This window comes from Streptosporangium sp. NPDC048886 (genome assembly GCF_055586905.1).
The window spans coordinates 141895-159568 of record NZ_JBVJHH010000004.1 but is presented as its reverse complement, the minus strand read 5'-3'; the positions used below and the strand labels follow the sequence as shown (position 1 = coordinate 159568).

Here is a 17674-nt window from a genome sequence, read left to right as displayed (position 1 = left end):
GAGTCAATCCCCCCTCACGCAGATCATCATGGTGGCCAACGTCGTGGTGGTGGCCGCCGCAGTGGTGGTGCTTCTGACACTGCCCACGGCGGCGGTCCCCCGGGCCACCCCCATGGCCGGCCTGGCGACCGGCGCGGTGACGGGCACCCCCGCGCCGCCGACGCCCTCGCCGTCGCCCGATCTGCCCTCGGCCGACCTGCCGCCGCCGGTCACGGCCACCCCGGAGTCCGCCCGCCAGGTCAAGGCCAACGAGGCGGGGATGGTCCCGATCCTGATGTACCACCGGATCATGAAGAAGCGGCTGGCCTCCATCGACCGCACGCCCTCCCAGGTCCGCCAGGAGATGGAGAAACTGGCCAGGGACGGCTACGTGCCGGTCACCGCGCAGGAGTTCGTCACCGGGAAGATCGACATCCCGGCGGGCAGGCACCCGGTCGTGCTGACCTTCGACGACGGGCACGCGAGCCACTTCGCGCTCGACGGCAACGGCATGCCGGCCAAGGACACCGCGGTCGGGATCATCTACCAGGTCGCGAAGAAGTATCCGGGCTTCCGCCCCGTCGCCACCTTCTGGGTCAACCGGGAGCCGTTCGGCCTGCGCGACCGGCGGGACCAGGAGCGGGCCGTGCAGTGGCTGACCTCGCGCGGCTTCGAGGTGGCCAACCACACCTGGTCCCACCCCTACCTGCCGGGCCTGTCGAAGGCGAAGGTCGCCGAGCAGATCATCCGGGTCGAGCGGCTGCTGAAGAAGTTCGGCGCCGGCCCGTCCGCCACGCTCGCGCTGCCCTTCGGCGCGATGCCGCGCAAGAGGTCCACCGTGCAGTCGGGCAAGTGGGACGGCGACCGCTTCGCGTTCAAGGGCGTCTTCCTGGCCGGCGCGCAGCCGTCGTCGTCGCCCTTTGCCAAGGATTTCGACTGGCGGGCCATCCAGCGCATCCAGAGCAACGGCAAGAAGGGGGAGTGCCGCAAGTGGTGCTCGCAGTATTGGCTGGAGTGGCTGAACAAGCATCCGGACAGGCGCTACACGGCCGACGGCGACCCCGGCCGTATCTCCGTGCCGCAGAAATTTCGGGGTATCATCAGCTCCGAGCGTAGGCGGCAGGTCAACGCCTACTAAAGCCGTTTTCCGAGGTGTCGTGCCTCCAGATTGACCAGACTCGTCTGGTCTCATATGCTGATCGCTGCGCTGTGGGCTCGCGCGTGTCTCGGACGGAGTGGGCTCGCGCTCGGTCACGCCGATGAATCCTTCGGCTGAACGATAAGAGGCCTGCCGCGTGTTCGCCACATCGACTTCTGTCCGCGTTCGGAGCAATTCCACACATGACGAGCAGCACTGAGGCCACCTCGAGCACCCCGCAGGTAGCGGTCAACGACATCGGGTCCGAGGAAGACTTCCTCGCAGCGATCGATCTGACCATCAAGTACTTCAACGACGGCGACATCGTCGAGGGCACCGTCGTCAAGGTCGATCGAGATGAAGTTTTGCTCGACATCGGCTACAAGACCGAGGGTGTCATCCCCTCGCGTGAGCTCTCGATCAAGCACGATGTCGATCCCGCGGACGTCGTCGAGGTTGGCGAGCACGTCGAAGCCCTCGTCCTCCAGAAGGAGGACAAGGAGGGGCGCCTGATCCTGTCCAAGAAGCGCGCTCAGTACGAGCGGGCCTGGGGCACGATCGAGAAGATCAAGGACGAGGACGGCATCGTCACCGGCACCGTCATCGAGGTCGTCAAGGGTGGTCTCATCCTCGACATCGGCCTCCGTGGCTTCCTGCCGGCGTCCCTGGTCGAGATGCGCCGCGTCCGTGACCTTCAGCCGTACGTGGGCCGTGAGCTCGAGGCGAAGATCATAGAGCTCGACAAGAACCGCAACAACGTGGTCCTCTCCCGCCGCGCCTGGCTCGAGCAGACCCAGTCGGAGGTCCGCCAGACCTTCCTCAACACCCTGCAGAAGGGCCAGGTCCGCAAGGGCGTCGTCTCCTCGATCGTCAACTTCGGTGCGTTCGTGGACCTCGGCGGCGTCGACGGTCTGGTCCACGTCTCCGAGCTGTCCTGGAAGCACATCGACCACCCGTCTGAGGTCGTCGAGGTCGGCCAGGAGGTCACCGTCGAGGTTCTCGACGTCGACATGGAGCGCGAGCGGGTCTCCCTGTCGCTCAAGGCGACGCAGGAGGACCCCTGGCAGCAGTTCGCCCGCACCCACCAGATCGGTCAGGTCGTCCCGGGTCGCGTCACCAAGCTGGTGCCGTTCGGTGCGTTCGTCCGCGTCGAGGAGGGCATCGAGGGCCTGGTCCACATCTCCGAGCTGGCCGAGCGCCACGTCGAGATCCCCGAGCAGGTCGTCCAGGTCGGCGACGAGATCTTCGTGAAGATCATCGACATCGACCTCGAGCGTCGCCGGATCTCGCTGTCGCTCAAGCAGGCGAACGAGAGCGCGACGGGCGCCGACATCGAGTTCGACCCCACGCTCTACGGCATGGCGGCGACCTACGACGACCAGGGCAACTACATCTACCCCGAGGGCTTCGACTCCGAGACGAGCGAGTGGCTCGAGGGCTTCGAGAAGCAGCGTGACGAGTGGGAGCGGCAGTACGCCGAGGCCCAGACCCGTTTCGAGGCTCACAAGAAGCAGGTGGAGGAGGCCCGCAAGGCCGAGGCCGAGGCGGGCGAGGCTGCCCCCACGTCCTACTCCGGTGAGACCCCGGCCGCCAGCTCCGGCTCCAGCTCCAGCAGCTCCTCGGCTCCGGCTTCGGGTGCTCTCGCCTCCGACGAGGCTCTCGCGGCTCTGCGCGAGAAGCTCGCGGGCGGCCAGAGCTGACGTCGGCGTAGCAGTGAGGATCTGAGGATCCACGGAAGGGCCCCGCTCCGGCGGGGCCCTTTCCCGTATCCGGACCCTGAGCGCCGCTTGGCGATCCCGGTCGATATCGTTGCCCCGTGACCTCGATCGAGTGGGCGGAGCCCGCCGACACCCTGATCGGACGGGCGGAGCCCGCGGACGCGGGCGAGATCCTGACCGTGCAGCGGGCGGCCTACGTGGGCGAGGCCCAGCTCTACGGCGATCCGTTCATCCCACCGCTGGTGGAGTCGGCCGAGCAGGTCCGCAGGGCCGTCCAGACCGGCACCGTGCTCGTCGCCCGCAGCGGGAGGCGGATCGTCGGCGCGGTCCGCGGCCAGCTGTCCGGCACGACCTGCCTGGTCGGTCGCCTGGTGGTGGCGCCGGACACGCAGGGCCGGGGCATCGGCGGGGCCCTGCTGTCGGCCCTCCACGACGAGATCGCCGCCGCGGCGTTCGACCTCTTCACCGGGCACCTGTCGGAGGGCAACCTGCGGCTCTACCGCCGCCACGGTTACCGCGAGACCCGCCGCGAGCGGATGAGCGACCACCTGACCCTGGTCCACATGCGCAGGGAGATCCAGGTGTGAGGGCTCCAGGTGTGATCGCGACACCGGTAAAGGATCGGTCTGTTTATTTTTCTCCTGAGATGGGTGATCGGCTTGTCCCGCTCCGGATGACCGGCCGTGGGAGCCTCCGTCCCGGTCTCCCGGGGCGCGCACCGCACCGCGTATGCTGCGGATCATGCTGAAGGTGGGACTCACCGGCGGGATCGGTTCGGGCAAGAGCGAGGTGTCGCGGCGGCTGGCGTCCATGGGCGCCATGGTGATCGACGCCGACAAGATCGCCCGTGAGGTGGTCGAGCCGGGGACCGACGGGCTGGCGCGCATCGTGGAGACGTTCGGCGCCGAGGTGCTGCGCGAGGACGGCTCACTCGACCGGGAGAGACTCGGCTCGATCGTCTTCGCCGACTCCGGGAAGCTGGCCTCCCTCAACGGCATCGTGCACCCGCTGGTCGGGGCGCGGGTGGCGGAGCTGCAGCGGCAGGCGGACGACGGCGCGATCGTGGTCTACGACGTGCCGCTGCTGGCGGAGAACAACCTCGCCCCGATGTACGACGTGGTCGTCGTCGTGGACGCCGCGGACGAGATCCGGCTGGCCCGGCTGGTCGAGCTGCGGGGCATGAGCGAGCAGGACGCCAGGGCCCGGATCGCGGCCCAGGCGGCCCGCGAGGACCGGTTGAAGATCGCCGATCTGGTGATCCCGAACGAGGGGTCGCTGGAGGATCTCGGGACCCGGGTGGAGGAGGTCTGGGCCGAGCTGACCGCCCGGACCGTCACCTGAGCCGGGACTCCGCGTCCGGCGCGGTCCGCCCGGTCGCGGGCAGGCGGGCGTCCGGCTCTCCGGCCTCCAACCCGCGGGTCCCCACGACGTATCGGAACCGGCCCGCCACCTCGCCCACCGGCCGGTCGCGGCCGTCCGGCGCGGTCGCCGCCCACCCCTCGGGCAGGCCGAGCGGGGCGGCCCGCCGGGCGGGAGCCGTACCGGGGCGGAGGCCCCACGGGTCAGGGGACGGCCCGGACCGCCTCCAGCAGGTCCTCCTGGAACCCGGCCCGGCCCGCGACGAAGTCGCGCCCGCCCCCGGCGAGCGGGGCGCAGTCGAAGGGGGTGCCGTCGAAGGCGCTGACCACCACGCCGGCCTCCTGTGCGATCAGCAGGCCGCCGGGCAGGTCGACGACCCCGGTCTGGTAGCCGACGATCCCGTCGATGTCCCCCCGGGCGAGCATCACCCAGGCCAGCAACGGAGCCCAGAGCCTCAGCACCCGGCGGGCACGCCTGTCGAGCCCCGCCTTCAGCGCGCAGGCCACGGCGTCGCCGCGCCGCACGCCGTACCCCTGGATCCAGGCCAGTAGGGGACCGCCGCCGGCCGGGCGGTGCGACGGGGCGGCCAGCGGGCCGCTCGGGCCGAGCACGCCCCGGCCCCGCACGGCCGACCAGGTCCTGCCGGTCACCGGCTCGTGGACGACTCCCAGCTCGGGGCGCCCGTCGCGGCACAGGGCCAGGCCCACGGCGTACAGGGGCAGGCCGATCGCGATGTTGTTGGTGCCGTCGAGCGGGTCGATGAGCCAGGTCCACTCCGACCCCGCCCGGCCCTGCTCGCCCGATTCCTCGGCGATCACCGCGTGGTCGGGGAAGGCGGCCAGCACCCGCCGCAGCAGCAGCTCCTCCGAGGCCAGGTCCAGGTCGGTGACCACGTCGCCGTCGTCGCCCTTGGGGCTGATCTCGACCGTCCCCAGGACGCCCGCGGTGATCAGCCGCCCGGCCGCCCGCGCGGCGTCGACGGCGATCCGGCGGGCGTGTTCGAGATCCGTCCCCTGAACCACGCGATCCTCCTCGGTCGTGTGACGGGCGGCCGCCCGGCCGGGCCGGACGGGTCGCCGGTCAGGCCCGCCGTCATGGTGTCGCCGGTCAGCCTCGCCGTCATGGTAGGGCCAGACCTCGGCCCCGTTCCAGGCTCCGTCGCGGGCCGGACGGACCGGCTGCCCGTGATCGCCGTACGCCGTCGATGACGGCGAGGGCGACGCGGAACCGCCCGCCCACCACGGGCAGGACAGGGAGCACGACCGGCTCCGCGCGGGGCGCGGGCGGCGGCCCCGGCCGGTGAACGGCGGCCGGGGCGTCGGCCGTACGGGGCGGGTCAGAACCAGCCGCGCCGCTGGGCCATCGCCTGCAGGCCGGCGCGGAGCGCCTGGTCCGCCTGGCCCGGGTGGTCGTCGTAGCGGACGGTGAACCGGTTGTAGGCGTCGTGGCTGGACTCCAGGAAGCCACCGCGCTTGTCGGCCTCCAGGATGACGTCCATCGACTGCGGGCCGGCGATGAAGGTCAGCTCCAGTTCGTTGAAGTGCCGGGCGTATTCGTGGCCCGCGTAGTATTCGATCTCCTGGAAGAACGGCATCTGGGAGCCGCGCAGGGTGCCGCGCTCCAGGTCGGCCTTCTTGAAGCGGAAGCCCATGTTGTCCAGCGCGCCCAGGACGTGGTCCTGGGCGGGCATCGGGTTGACGAACAGCGGGTCGAGGTCGCCCTTGTCCAGCGCGCCGGCCAGCGCGAGCTCGGTGGAGACGCCCAGCTGCATGCCACGCAGCGGGTGGCCGCCGACGGCGCTGATCGGGGTCTCCCACGGGACCGGGATCTCGAAGGGGGCCGACTGGGGAGCGCCCGCCGCGAGGTGGAACGGGCCGGTGATCTGCTTGCGCAGGAAGCTGTAGGTCGACTTGTACTCGTTGTCGCCGCTCTCGACCTCGACCACCGCGGTGAAGTCGATGAAGATGCCCTCGACCTTGTAGTCGGAGCCGCCGCCGCGGAAGTTGACCTGCCCGCGCAGGACCTCGCCGGGGCGGACGTTGGAGTTTTGCAGGATCGTGTCGACCTCGACACCCGCGCCGAACGCGGCCATCAGCTTACGGAACACCATCGATGGACTCCCAAGGGGATAGTGGGTTTCAGTTGGTTTCAACGGCCGGCTTGACCTGGCCGTTCCCGCGGCCGAGCTGCGGCAGGATCTGGGCCAGGAGCATGGTGGACAGCGCGGAGGAGTCGCCGGAGGCGCCGTCGGTGCGGACGACGACGGGGCGCGGGGCCTGCTCGGCGAGTTTGGCCCCGACGTCCAGGCGGCGGCGGGCCAGCTCGTACTGGAGCACCGCCCGGTTGTCGCGGTAGGCGTCGGCCAGCCGGCGCAGCCCCTTGGCCTCGTTCTCCGCGGAGGTGAGCTGGGCCCGGCCCTTGGCCTCGATCTCCCAGCGCACCCGCTGGGCCTCGGTCTCGTGCTCCTCCAGCATGCGCGCGACGTCCTTGCGCGCGGTGTTGGCGGCGGCCCGGACCTCGACGATGCGGGCGTCGCGCGTCTTCTTGGCGCGCTCGATCTCCATCAGCAGGGTGTCGATCCGCCGCTTGCGGGTGAGCTCCCACTCGCGCTCGAAGGCCGACAGCTCCTTGGCGACCTTCTCACGGGTGGCCAGGTGCTGCTGGTACTGGTCGGGCAGCTGCACGTCGGGGATGTTGGCGCCGGTGATCCGCACGCCGTACCGGCCGAGCTGGCGGGTCAGGAGCTCCTGCATGTCGCCGACGTCCGAGCCGCGCAGGTCGTAGGCCCGCTCGGTGTGCACGAGGCGGCTGCGCTGGCGGATGGCGTCCTGTACGGCGCTGCTGAGCACCAGGTCGAAGTTGCCCGCGCCGATCGTCCGGACGAAGGCCACCGGGTCGATGATGCGGAACTTCAGGAAGAACTCGATCGACTTCAGCGGCACGTTCTCGGCGGTCGGGCAGGCGACGATCGGGGCGGAGTAGGGGATCTCAGTGGAGGTGTCCACCACCGCGTCCACCCGGTCCCACGGCAGCCACAGGTAGTGGCGGCCCGGGGGCAGGGTGCCCACGATCGCGCCCCACCGGCTGCGCACGCCCGTGGTGCCCTCCTCGATCTCGATGATCGCCCGGCGCCACAGCCAGACCAGCGCCGCGAGCAGGGACAGCACCGCGCCGACCGCGGCCAGGGCGGAGAACGTCCCGCCGGCCAGCAGCGCCGTACCGGCGAGGTAGACGGCCAGCAGCAGCAGCGTCACCCAGGCGAAGCCGCGGCGGTCCTTGGGGATGACCACCGGGACGAGCTGGCCGGCCTCACCGCCGCGCAGCAGCTGGCGGATCTCCGACCAGGAGGCCAGGGATTCCTTGATCTTGGAGAACTCTCTGCTCATCTCTGGGTCTCTTCCTTGACGGCGGGCGCCGTGACTTCCCCTACGGCGGGCGCGGCGGTCTCCGAAGCAGCGGCGGGCGTGGCGGTCTCCGGGACCGCCGGGTTGAGCAGGGCGGTGATCTCCGCCTCGCGACCCTCGACCCGCCTGCCGATCTCGGCGATCCGTTCCCTGATGGCGGCCATGTCCGCCGCGGAGAACAGCTGTGTCTCGCGGCTGCCGACGAGCTGCCTGGCCAGGGCGAGCAGGTCGATGTCGGTCGTCTCGCCGACCTGCACCACGCGGGGCAGATGGGAGGCCACCGACTCGAGCTTGTCGAGCAGGTCCTGCTGGAAGCGGTGGTCCAGGATCTCCGGCGCCTCGGCGGCGCTCAGCGCCCGTATGTCCAGCGCCTGCGCCTCCAGCAGCGCCGCGTTGGCCTTGGCGGTGGACTCCGCCTCCACCAGCCGCTGGCTCGCCTGCGCCTTCGCCTGGTGGGAGGCGCGCTCCAGCGCGGTGTCCATCCGGGCCTGGTATCCGGCGATCTCGGCGTGGATGGCCGACAGCTGCTCCTGCAGCCCGGCGAGCTCCTTGATCAGGTCACCTTCGTTCTGCTCCTTGCGCAGCTGGAGCTCGTACTCGTAGGTGTACGCCTCCTTGGCGACCCTGATCATCTCCGGGGCGGCCAGGTCCATCCGGTATTCCTGGCTGGACGGCTCGGCGTGGGTGATGTTCACGTCGGTGAGCCGTACGGCGGGCAGGAACTGCTGGTTGAGGTTGTCCAGCATGCCCAGGGTGCTCTCGCCGACCAGGTCGTAGATGTCCTCGGCGCGCTGGGCGTAGATGAGGGAGCGGGTGACCTCGCTGATGGCGTTCTGCAGTTTGGCCTGGAAGCCGCTGACCGAGCCGAGGACGAAGATGAACTCGGCTGGGTCCTCGATCCGGAACTGCAGGAAGAGGTCCACGCTGGCCTTGACGCCCTGCTGGGTCGGGGCCTCGCGGATGGGCGCGTTGAAGGGATACTCGCGGGTGGTGTTGACGATGTAGCTGACCCGCTTCCACGGGTTGACCAGCGTCACCCTGCCCGGCTCGGCGATCTGCACGAGCTTGCCGAACTTGGTGATCAGGGCCTTGCAGCCCTCGGGCACCATGACCACGCTCCGCCGCCACCACAGGAACGCGGCGGCCAGCACCAGCACGGCCCAGTAGTGCGGCCCGAACAGCACCCGGGCACCGTCGGGCAGCCCGGTGGCGACCAGCCCGGCCAGGCCGAGCACCGCCAGCACGATCAGGGGGATGACCACCCGGGCGGTGGTGCCCTTGGGGATCACCACCGGGGAGATCACGTGAACCGGCTCGCCACCCGGGCCGCTCGCGGTGAAGCTGCGGTTGACGATCTCGCCGGCCTCGTTCAGCGACGCGCCGCGGGCCTCGATGACCGTGCCCACGGACGCGCCCTGCTCGCGGGCGGCCAGGAAGTCGGCCGGGTTGAGCGCGAACCCCTTCTCGCCGCCCGCCTGGCCCATGGCCTGGCTCGCGAACTGACCCACCGCCTGGCCGACCACCTGACGCGGATCGCCCCCCTGCCCTATCGCCTGCGCGGCTTCCATCGCCGACTGCATGGCCTGTCTTGGCCGGGACATCGAACCTCCGGGGTAGATATATGTCGAGAGCCCGATATATCACGCTTGGTAGGCGGGCGCACGCAGGACAGTAAAGGGCATCCCGCTTGCGGATGGCTTGCCACCCGATTGAAAGGGGCGGGCCGAAAGGGGGTCGCCAAAAGGGATCTTCCGGAAGAGGGCCGCCGGAAACGGTCTCGGAGGCGATCCGCCGGGGCGCCGTCCCGCCGGAACCGGCAGAGGCCGTCCCGCCGGAAGGGCCCGTCCCGCCGGAAGGGCCCGTCCGCCACGCGTCCAGGAGGGAATGTCGGTGGCTCCGCCTACAGTGGGTGGGGTGAGGCCGGTAACTGATTTGCAGCGCAAGGTGGCGCCCTTCGAGGTCGTCACCGACATGACCCCTTCGGGCGACCAGCCCGCCGCGATCGCCGAGCTTGAGCGGCGGGTCACGGCGGGCGACAGGGACAACGTCCTGCTGGGTGCCACGGGCACCGGCAAGACCGCCACCGTCGCCTGGCTGATCGAGCGGCTGCAGCGGCCGACCCTGGTCATCCAGCCCAACAAGACGCTCGCCGCGCAGTTCGCCAACGAACTGCGCGAGATGATGCCCAACAACGCGGTCGAATACTTCGTCTCCTACTACGACTACTACCAGCCGGAGGCATACGTCCCGCAGAGCGACACCTACATCGAGAAGGACTCCTCGATCAACGACGAGGTCGAGCGGCTGCGCCACTCGGCGACCAACTCGCTGCTGACCCGCCGCGACACGATCGTGGTGGCGTCGGTGTCGTGCATCTACGGCCTGGGCACCCCCCAGGAATACGTCGACCGGATGACCGCGCTCAAGGTCGGTCAGGAGATCGAGCGCGACAGGCTGCTACGCCGCCTGGTCGACATGCAGTACACCCGCAACGACCTGGCCTTCACCAGGGGCACCTTCCGGGTGCGCGGCGACACGATCGAGATCATCCCGAAATACGAGGAGCTCGCCGTGCGCATCGAGATGTTCGGCGACGAGATCGAGAAGCTCTCGACCATGCACCCGCTGACCGGCGAGGTGATCAGTGAGGACGAGGAGCTCTACATCTTCCCCGCCTCCCACTACGTCGCGGGCACCGAGCGGATGGAGAAGGCCATCCGGGGCATCGAGGCCGAGCTCGCCCAGAGCCTGGAGACGATGGAGCGGCAGGGCAAGCTCCTGGAGGCCCAGCGGCTGCGCATGCGCACCACCTACGACCTGGAGATGATGCGCCAGATCGGCACCTGCTCCGGCATCGAGAACTACTCCCGCCACATGGACGACCGGGCCCCGGGCAGTGCGCCCAACACCCTTCTCGACTACTTCCCCGAAGACTTCCTGCTGGTGCTGGACGAGTCCCACCAGACCGTGCCGCAGATCGGCGCGATGTACGAAGGCGACGCCTCCCGCAAGCGCACGCTCGTCGAGCACGGCTTCCGCCTGCCGTCGGCGATGGACAACCGCCCGCTCAAGTGGGAGGAGTTCCTGGAGCGGATCGGCCAGACGGTCTACCTGTCGGCCACCCCGGGCACCTACGAACTGGGCCGCTCCAAGGGCGACGTGGTCGAGCAGGTCATCCGGCCGACCGGCCTGGTCGACCCCGAGGTGATCGTCAAGCCCACCACGTCCCAGATCGACGACCTGGTCCACGAGATCAGGGCCCGGACCGAGAAGGACGAGCGGGTCCTGGTCACCACGCTGACCAAGAAGATGGCCGAGGACCTCACCGACTACCTCCTGGAGCTCGGCATCCGGGTCCGCTACCTGCACAGCGAGGTCGACACCCTGCGCCGCATCGAGCTGCTGCGGGAGCTGCGGATGGGTGAGTTCGACGTCCTGGTCGGCATCAACCTGCTCCGGGAGGGCCTGGACCTGCCCGAGGTGTCGCTGGTGGCCATCCTCGACGCCGACAAGGAGGGCTTCCTCCGCTCGGAGACCTCGCTGATCCAGACCATCGGCCGCGCCGCCCGTAACGTCTCCGGCCAGGTCCACATGTACGCCGACCGGATCACCCCCTCCATGGAGCGGGCGATCGAGGAGACCAACCGGCGCCGGGCCAAGCAGACGGCCTACAACGAGGCCAACGGCATCGACCCGCAGCCGCTCCGCAAGAAGATCGCCGACATCCTCGACTCGCTGAACCGCGAGGACGCCGACACCGCCCAGCTCCTCGGCGGCAGCGGCCGTCAGCAGTCGCGCGGCAAGGCCCCCGTCCCGGGCTTCGCGGTCAAGCAGGCCGGCCAGCACGCCAAGGCGATCGCGGGGGAGATGCCCCGCGCCCAGCTGGAGGCGCTGGTCGAGTCGCTCACCGACCAGATGCACCAGGCGGCCGCCGACCTCCAGTTCGAGGTCGCCGCCCGGCTCCGTGACGAGATCAAGGAGCTCAAGCGGGAGGTCCGTGACATGCGGGAGGCCGGCGTCTCCTGAGCCGGGGCGGCCCGCAGGCCCCGGGCCGCCGGTGGGGAGGCGCGCCGTCCCCCGCCGGCCCCGTCCAGGGGGCCGTCGTGGTCATGGCGGACCGGTCCCGGCATACCCACCGGCTCCGTCCAGGGGCCGCTGGTCATGGGGGACCGGTCCCGATATGCCCGCCGGCCCTCGACGTCACCCGGCTGCGCGGGCTGCCACGGGCCCCGTGGTCCTCCGGGCGGCCGATGGGAGGCCGATGGTCAGCGGACGCCGGCCTCGGCCCGCAGGAGGCCGGCCAGGGCCCCGGCGTCGGCCGAGGCCAGCCCGCGCGCGGCGAACCAGGTGGCGACGTTGCGGGCGTCGCGGTCGAGGAACTCCGGGCCGGTGGGGTGGGCCACCACGTCCACGATCTGCGGCAGGTCGATGATGACGGGCCGTCCCTCGTGGACGAGGATGTTGTAGGGGGACAGGTCCCCGTGGGCGAGACCTTCACGGGCCAGGACCACCAGGGCCTCCACAAGCTGCTCCCACAGCTCCGCCAGCCCCTCGGAGACCGCCGCCAGGCGGGGCGCGGCGGCGCCGTCGGGGGTGCCGACGAACTCCTCCAGGATCTCGGTGCCGACGATCTGCACCGGGTACGGCACGGGCAGGCCCAGCGACCACAGCCGGCACAGCGCCGCGAACTCGGCACCGGCCCACTGGCCGGCGATCATCTCCTTGCCGAACCGGGACCGGCTCGACATCGCCCGGCTGATCCGGCTGTCACGGACCCCGCGGCCCTCCAGATAGCCGGCGTCGCGGTGGAACAGGCGGTGCTCGGCGGAGCGGTAGCGTTTGGCGGCCAGCAGGCAGATCCGGTCGGTGCCCGGGACACCTCGCGAGATGAGGTGGACGTCGGCCTCCTTGCCGGTCTTCAGGATGCCGAGCTCGGTGTCGACGGCGGCCAGCTCGGTGACGAGCCAGCCGGGATGCGGCCGGGGGCCGCGCTCGGTGGGAGTGCTTAGATCCCAGGTGGACCACCGGTCACCGGACGGCGGGCCGTCGAGATCCTCGGGGGCGCTGTCGAGCCATTCGATGTCGTCGTCGTCCAGACGGTTCTTGCCACGACGACGGTGTTCGGAACGCTTGGGCACGGCGGGTTCTCCAGGAGGGAAGGCCCACCGGCGCCGTGGTCAGATCGGCTGACGGCCGGTGGGAGAGGCAGAGACGTGAAGAAGGCACGGAAAAACCGTCACGGTCACCCTCCCTTCCCGATGGGCGCGTCCGGCGCGCCCGGTGATCCTCGTGCTCAGGCGCATCCGTGCGCCCGGCGATCAACGGGCACGATCGTGCCAGGACCCGGAGAGGTCCGCAACCGGATTAATCGCCGCGGGCGCCGGCGCACGCATGCCGTCACGCCTGTGGCGGCATGCCGGCCGCCGGCGCCGGGAGTACGGCGGGGCACCGGAGCACGCCTCTGACGGGGACGGCCGGCACCTGGCCGTAGTCGGCCGGCAGGTTGGTGACACGCCGTGGTCGATGCTTGATCGATGAGAAGACCTCTGGACGTGGTGGAGATCGCCGTCCTCACCCAACCGGAGGTCTTCGGTCCACGCTGACGCCTGACCGCGTACGGCCGTGCCCTGCTCACCTGGCGTGTCCGCTCCGAGGTCGGCCCGTCACCCACGTGACCGAGGAACTGGGCATCTCCCGCTCAGACGGGGGGCAGTGACGCCGGAGCCGATGCCCGTCCGTGGCCGCCCACGGCGGCTCCCGATGGGAGCGCCGGCCTTGACGGCGGGCTCCAGCCGACGGCGTGGACGGCGGGCCGGCCGCCGTACCGGAAATACCTGGTCCCGCCGTCGGAGAGCTCCGGCGGCGGCTCAGCGCAGGTCGTCGGGGTGGGAGCGCTCGACCATCGTGCGGTTGTAGAGCTCGTCGATCTGGTCCAGGGGATCGGGGGCGCGGCGGCGCGCCTCGATCTCCAGGTCGGTGCGGCTCTGGAGGTCGTCGATGCCGCCGGCCGCGTGCGCCATCCGGTCGTTGAGCAGGTCGGCGCGGATCCGGGCGCAGGCCGTGGTCAGCTTGGCGTGGTGGTCACGCAGGCGGCCCAGCGCGGTGTGGTCGACATAGGCCGACACGCGCCGCTCCTGGGCGTAGATGCCGAGCTGGGCGTCGAGCTGGTCGGCGTGCGTGCTGATCTCGGCCACGAGATGCGGCAGGTCGCCGAGTCCCCAGCCGTCGTGCAGCGCCTGGTCCACCGCCTGGCGGGTCAGGGAGACCTCGCGGCGCAGGTCCAGCCGCATCCGCTCGGTCTCGGCCGCGTCGCCGGTGCCCATGGCCGCCATGTGGGAGGCGACGCGGGTGCTCACCTTGCGGGCCTTCTTGGTGGCCTTCTTGCCGACCTTGACCAGCAGGTAGATTCCAGCCGCCCCCATGAGGAGGAGGAACAGGAGGATCACCAGCACGATGGTGATGAAAGTGCCGATCGAAGCCACCTCCCAGCAGGGGCGTAACGGGGTGTTTCGAGCATAGCCCGCGCGGCCGCGTAGGCGCGGCCACCGTCCGGGCCCGGCCCCGCGTCCACGCGGGGCCCGGTGTTCGCCCGGGGCCCGGTGGTGTTCACGCGAGATCTGGTGTTCACGCGGGACCCGGTGTCCACGCGGGACCCGGTGGTGTCCACGCGAGATCCGGTGTCCGGGCCGGGCACGGTGTTCACGCCGGGCTCCGCCGGAGCGCGCGGCGCCGCCGTACCTTGCGGACCACCCACCAGGCGGACAGGGCCAGCACGGCCACCACGACAACGACCAGGACCGGCAGGAAGATCGCGACCAGGCTGATGCCGAGCGATCCGGCGTCCTCCACCGTGCTGACCACGGGCGCGCCGACCCCGGCGGTCGAGGCGTTGACCACGGGCCTGGCGGTCGTCTTCATCACGTGCACGGCCAGCGCGATCCCGATGCCCAGCACCCAGCTCAGCCAGGGGTTGTGGCTCATCCAGGTCGAGCCGTCGAGCCGGGCCGCCGCCTCGGTGGCGCTGAAGACGACGCCGCCGGAGACCGGGCGGACCACGGTCTGGATCATGTCGTTGACGCTGTCGACCACCGGCACCTTGTCGAGCACGATCTCGGCCAGCAGCAGCACGCCGATGATCCCGAGCACCCATCCGTTGGACAGCCAGGCGAACTCCTGCGGCAGCCGTAGCTGATCGGTGAAGTTGGCGATCAGGCCGACCACCAGCAGGGGGATGTAGGCGTTCAGCCCCGCCGCGGTGGAGAGTCCCAGACCTGTCAGTGCCGCGAGCATCGCGCCTCCCTCCGTCTCGTCCCCTCCTTCAACGATTCCCGGCCGCCGATGGATCCCGCCGGGCGCCGGAAATCGCCTGAGGTGAAACGACGAGGGGCGCACCCCGTGCGGGATGCGCCCCTCGTGTCCCCCATGAGGGCTACTCCGGGACGGGGACCCGGAGTACTTCGCCCTTGCCGGGCACCATGGCCTTGTTGGCCACGTAAACGGCGCCGTCGGGGCCGACGGCCACGCTGAGCGGGGTGACCAGCGTGCCGGGTCGGAGAAGTTCGGTGCGGGTGCCGTCGGACTCGATCCGGTAGACGGCGCTCTTGGTCATGCCGTCGGCCGGGATCGGCCCGACCGAGCCCAGGACGACCATCCGGCCCTCGGCGTCGAAGGCCACGTCGACGACCGTGGTGAAGCCCTGCGCGGCGGTGGTGACCTTCCCCCGCTCCAGGCGGAACACCCGGGCGGAGCCCTCCGGGTTCGGGAAGCCGCCGTGCTCGGCCACGTAGTAGGCGCCGTCCGGGCCCCGGGTGATGCCCATCGGAACCGACTGCATTGGGATCTTGCTGCCCTTCGGCATCTTCAGCGCCGGCGGGGCCGGCACGGAGCGGGCGTGGAAGACCGTCTCGGTGCTGACGCCGCCCTTCTTGCCCACCCGCAGCACGGAGTTGCCCCCGGTGTCGGTGACCAGCGCGCCGCCGCCGGGCAACGGGGCCACCCCGAACGGGTAGGAGTCGACCGCGCTGCCCTTGTCCTTGCGGTCGGGGTTGTGCTTGGTCTCGTAGGCGGCCAGGTCGGCGACGGAGATCCGCCGGCCCTTCTTGGAGATCGTCAGCAGCGTGCCCAGGGGCGCGGCCTCGGGGCCGAGCTTGGCGCGGAAGGCGGTGTCGCCGGAGAACCCGACCGTCACCAGCAGGTCGCCCTTCTCGGTGAGGGTGACGTCGTGCGGGCCGAGCGCGAACCCGCCGCCGGCCGCCGAGGGCAGGCCGTCGAGCAGCACCGAGGTCTTGCCGTCCTTGAGCGTGCTCACCTGGCCGGTCAGGCCCAGGCACATCTTCTCCGCCTTCTCGCCCTCCGGGGCCGGGGGCGAGGCGCACTTGACCTTGCCGCCGTGGCCGGACTCGGCGATGTAGAGCGTGCCGTCGGGGCCGAACGTCAGCCCGCGCGGACTGTCGAGGCCCTTGGCGACGACCTTGACCGTGTCGTCGGCCGCGTGCGCCGCCACGGCGGGCACCACCGTCACGGCCAGCGCCGCGACACCCCCCGAAGCCGCCGCGAGCAGCAGGCGGCCGAAACGTACTCCGCTCAACGCGATCCCCTCCCCAACCGCCCTGCCGTATCCGTCGGCATGAGCGAACACCGGAGAAGCTATGAGCGGGGCTCGTCTCCTCACAAGGGATATCCACTCCAATCCACCTGGGCACACGGCGATTTCCGCCCGGCGGGTGACGCCGCGTCCGTCCTCAGACGGACGACGGGCCGCTCGGCCGGACGAGGGAGCGTCCGGGCGGGCTCCGGTGACGGGACCCGGCCCGGTGGGCGCCGCGCTGTCGCGGTCCGGGACGGCGCCCGTCGGCGCGGCGGCGTGCGGGCTCGCGGTGACGCTCGCCGGCGCCGTGGTGTCACGGCCCGGGGTGGTGTCCGCCGTCGGTGACGGCCCGCAGGCGCTCCAGGGTGGCGGCGGCCTCCTCGATCATGTCGTGGACGACCCGGCGGGCCGGTCTGACCCGGTTCAACTGGCCGACGACCTGCCCGACGAAGTAGTTGACGAGCTCGCCGGCCCCGGGGTCGCCGCTGTCGGCGGCCCGGCCGATCCTGGCCATCGCGCTCTCGGCCAGCAGCATCTGCAGCGGCATCGGCAGCGGGCCCGGACTCTCCTGAGCCCCGTCCCACTCCTCGGTCCAGGCGGACCTCAGCTGCCGGGCGGGCTTGCCGGTCCGCGACCGGGACCGCACGGTGTCGGAGGAGGTGGCCGCGAGCAGTTTGCGCTTGACCGAGGGCAGGGTCTCGGCCTCCTCCGTGGTCAGCCAGACCGAGCCGCACCACACCCCCTCGGCCCCCAGCGCGAGCGCCGCGGCCATCTGGCGGCCGTCGGCGATGCCGCCCGCCGCCAGCACCGGCACGTCCACGGCGTCCACGACCTGGGGGACCAGCACCATGGTGGAGATGTCACCGGTGTGCCCGCCCGCCTCCGAGCCCTGCGCCACGATCATGTCGGCCCCCGCGGCCACCTGGCGCCGGGCGTGCTCGACGGTCCCGACCAGGGCGGCGACCGGGACCCCCGCCTCTCTCGCCCTGGTCACCATCTCCGGCGGGGGCGGGCCGAGCGCGCTGGCGATGAGACCGATCGGGTGCCTGAGCGCCACGTCGATGAGGCCGGTCGCGCCCTCGGCGGTCACCCGGCGGCCCACCTCGTCGGCGTAGGCCGACATCGCGCCGGTGAACGGCTCGGGCATGCCCACGTTGTACTTGCCGAACAGGTGCGTCACGAAGTCGAGGTGCCGGTCGGGGATGAAGTCGAGGAGGCGGGCGCTCCGGTCGGCCGCCGACGCGTCGATCCGGCCGGGGACGAGGACGTCCACCCCGTACGGCCGGCCGCCGACCTGCCCGTCGATCCAGTCCAGTTCCGTGTCGAGCTGCCGGGGGGAGTAGGCGACGGCGCCGAGCACGCCGATCCCGCCCGCGTTGGTCACCGCGGCGACCACGTCGCGGCAGTGGCTGAAGGCGAAGAGGGGGAACTCGACGCCGAATCTCTCGCAGATCGCGGTGCGCATGCCGCGACCGTAAATCCCAGAACC

14 protein-coding genes are annotated in these 17674 nt (G+C 71.0%); 5 read left to right on the top strand and 9 right to left on the bottom strand.

Going from position 1 to position 17674, the window contains the following annotated elements:
* Nucleotides 1-28: 28 nt before the first annotated feature.
* From ACZ6R6_RS06460 to coaE, 4 genes are all read left to right on the top strand, one after another.
* Entirely contained in the window at nt 29-1117 is a 1089-nt protein-coding gene (locus tag ACZ6R6_RS06460) for a polysaccharide deacetylase family protein (RefSeq protein WP_470090695.1), read from the top strand.
* 203 nt (nt 1118-1320) lie between these two features.
* Nucleotides 1321-2817: a 30S ribosomal protein S1 gene (gene rpsA / locus ACZ6R6_RS06455; protein ID WP_306857907.1), complete on the top strand. Its 1497-nt coding sequence runs from the start codon at nt 1321-1323 to the stop codon at nt 2815-2817.
* Between the two features lie 116 nt (nt 2818-2933).
* Nucleotides 2934-3422, top strand: a complete 489-nt coding sequence (locus tag ACZ6R6_RS06450) for a GNAT family N-acetyltransferase (protein ID WP_470090693.1) — start codon at nt 2934-2936, stop codon at nt 3420-3422.
* 154 nt (nt 3423-3576) lie between these two features.
* Entirely contained in the window at nt 3577-4176 is a 600-nt protein-coding gene (coaE, locus tag ACZ6R6_RS06445) for a dephospho-CoA kinase (RefSeq protein ID WP_470090691.1), read from the top strand.
* 221 nt (nt 4177-4397) lie between these two features.
* Here the strand turns inward: coaE and ACZ6R6_RS06440 are convergent, their stop codons facing one another.
* The 4 genes from ACZ6R6_RS06440 to ACZ6R6_RS06425 form a co-directional block, all read right to left on the bottom strand.
* Complete coding sequence (locus ACZ6R6_RS06440) at nt 4398-5216, bottom strand: inositol monophosphatase family protein (RefSeq protein WP_470090689.1); 819 nt, start codon at nt 5214-5216, stop codon at nt 4398-4400.
* A 314-nt stretch (nt 5217-5530) separates the two neighbouring features.
* Nucleotides 5531-6304, bottom strand: coding sequence for a sporulation protein (locus tag ACZ6R6_RS06435; protein WP_306857914.1), 774 nt, complete (start codon nt 6302-6304; stop codon nt 5531-5533).
* Between the two features lie 28 nt (nt 6305-6332).
* Nucleotides 6333-7580, bottom strand: a complete 1248-nt coding sequence (locus tag ACZ6R6_RS06430; protein WP_470090688.1) for an SPFH domain-containing protein — start codon at nt 7578-7580, stop codon at nt 6333-6335.
* The gene (locus ACZ6R6_RS06425) at nt 7577-9199 is read right to left on the bottom strand and encodes an SPFH domain-containing protein (RefSeq protein WP_470090686.1); all 1623 of its coding nucleotides are present in this window, start codon (nt 9197-9199) and stop codon (nt 7577-7579) included. Before ACZ6R6_RS06425 ends, ACZ6R6_RS06430 begins: the two co-directional genes overlap by 4 nt.
* A 313-nt stretch (nt 9200-9512) precedes the next feature.
* On the opposite strand from ACZ6R6_RS06425, the gene uvrB reads away from it, so the two are divergent.
* The gene (gene uvrB, locus ACZ6R6_RS06420; protein WP_470090684.1) at nt 9513-11624 is read left to right on the top strand and encodes an excinuclease ABC subunit UvrB; all 2112 of its coding nucleotides are present in this window, start codon (nt 9513-9515) and stop codon (nt 11622-11624) included.
* Between the two features lie 239 nt (nt 11625-11863).
* Here uvrB and ACZ6R6_RS06415 read toward each other — a convergent pair whose 3' ends face one another.
* From ACZ6R6_RS06415 to ACZ6R6_RS06395, 5 genes are all read right to left on the bottom strand, one after another.
* Entirely contained in the window at nt 11864-12736 is an 873-nt protein-coding gene (locus tag ACZ6R6_RS06415) for a serine protein kinase RIO (RefSeq protein WP_470090682.1), read from the bottom strand.
* Between the two features lie 729 nt (nt 12737-13465).
* Nucleotides 13466-14080: a hypothetical protein gene (locus ACZ6R6_RS06410; RefSeq protein ID WP_470090680.1), complete on the bottom strand. Its 615-nt coding sequence runs from the start codon at nt 14078-14080 to the stop codon at nt 13466-13468.
* A gap of 217 nt (nt 14081-14297) precedes the next feature.
* Entirely contained in the window at nt 14298-14888 is a 591-nt protein-coding gene (locus ACZ6R6_RS06405; protein WP_451931277.1) for a DUF4126 domain-containing protein, read from the bottom strand.
* 139 nt (nt 14889-15027) lie between these two features.
* A complete protein-coding gene (locus ACZ6R6_RS06400) occupies nt 15028-16185 on the bottom strand; it encodes a ScyD/ScyE family protein (RefSeq protein WP_470090678.1) in 1158 nt (385 codons plus the stop codon).
* A 313-nt stretch (nt 16186-16498) separates the two neighbouring features.
* Complete coding sequence (locus ACZ6R6_RS06395; RefSeq protein WP_470090676.1) at nt 16499-17650, bottom strand: NAD(P)H-dependent flavin oxidoreductase; 1152 nt, start codon at nt 17648-17650, stop codon at nt 16499-16501.
* Nucleotides 17651-17674 lie beyond the last annotated feature (24 nt).

What these genes read in the sequence shown, in the direction of transcription:
- ACZ6R6_RS06430 (WP_470090688.1), bottom strand. Translation starts at nt 7,580, where the DNA reads ATGAGCAGAGAGTTCTCCAAGATCAAGGAATCCCTGGCCTCCTGGTCG.
- rpsA (WP_306857907.1), top strand. Translation starts at nt 1,321, where the DNA reads ATGACGAGCAGCACTGAGGCCACCTCGAGCACCCCGCAGGTAGCGGTC.
- ACZ6R6_RS06435 (WP_306857914.1), bottom strand. Translation starts at nt 6,304, where the DNA reads ATGGTGTTCCGTAAGCTGATGGCCGCGTTCGGCGCGGGTGTCGAGGTC.
- ACZ6R6_RS06405 (WP_451931277.1), bottom strand. Translation starts at nt 14,888, where the DNA reads ATGCTCGCGGCACTGACAGGTCTGGGACTCTCCACCGCGGCGGGGCTG.
- coaE (WP_470090691.1), top strand. Translation starts at nt 3,577, where the DNA reads ATGCTGAAGGTGGGACTCACCGGCGGGATCGGTTCGGGCAAGAGCGAG.
- ACZ6R6_RS06460 (WP_470090695.1), top strand. Translation starts at nt 29, where the DNA reads ATGGTGGCCAACGTCGTGGTGGTGGCCGCCGCAGTGGTGGTGCTTCTG.
- ACZ6R6_RS06425 (WP_470090686.1), bottom strand. Translation starts at nt 9,199, where the DNA reads ATGTCCCGGCCAAGACAGGCCATGCAGTCGGCGATGGAAGCCGCGCAG.
- ACZ6R6_RS06395 (WP_470090676.1), bottom strand. Translation starts at nt 17,650, where the DNA reads ATGCGCACCGCGATCTGCGAGAGATTCGGCGTCGAGTTCCCCCTCTTC.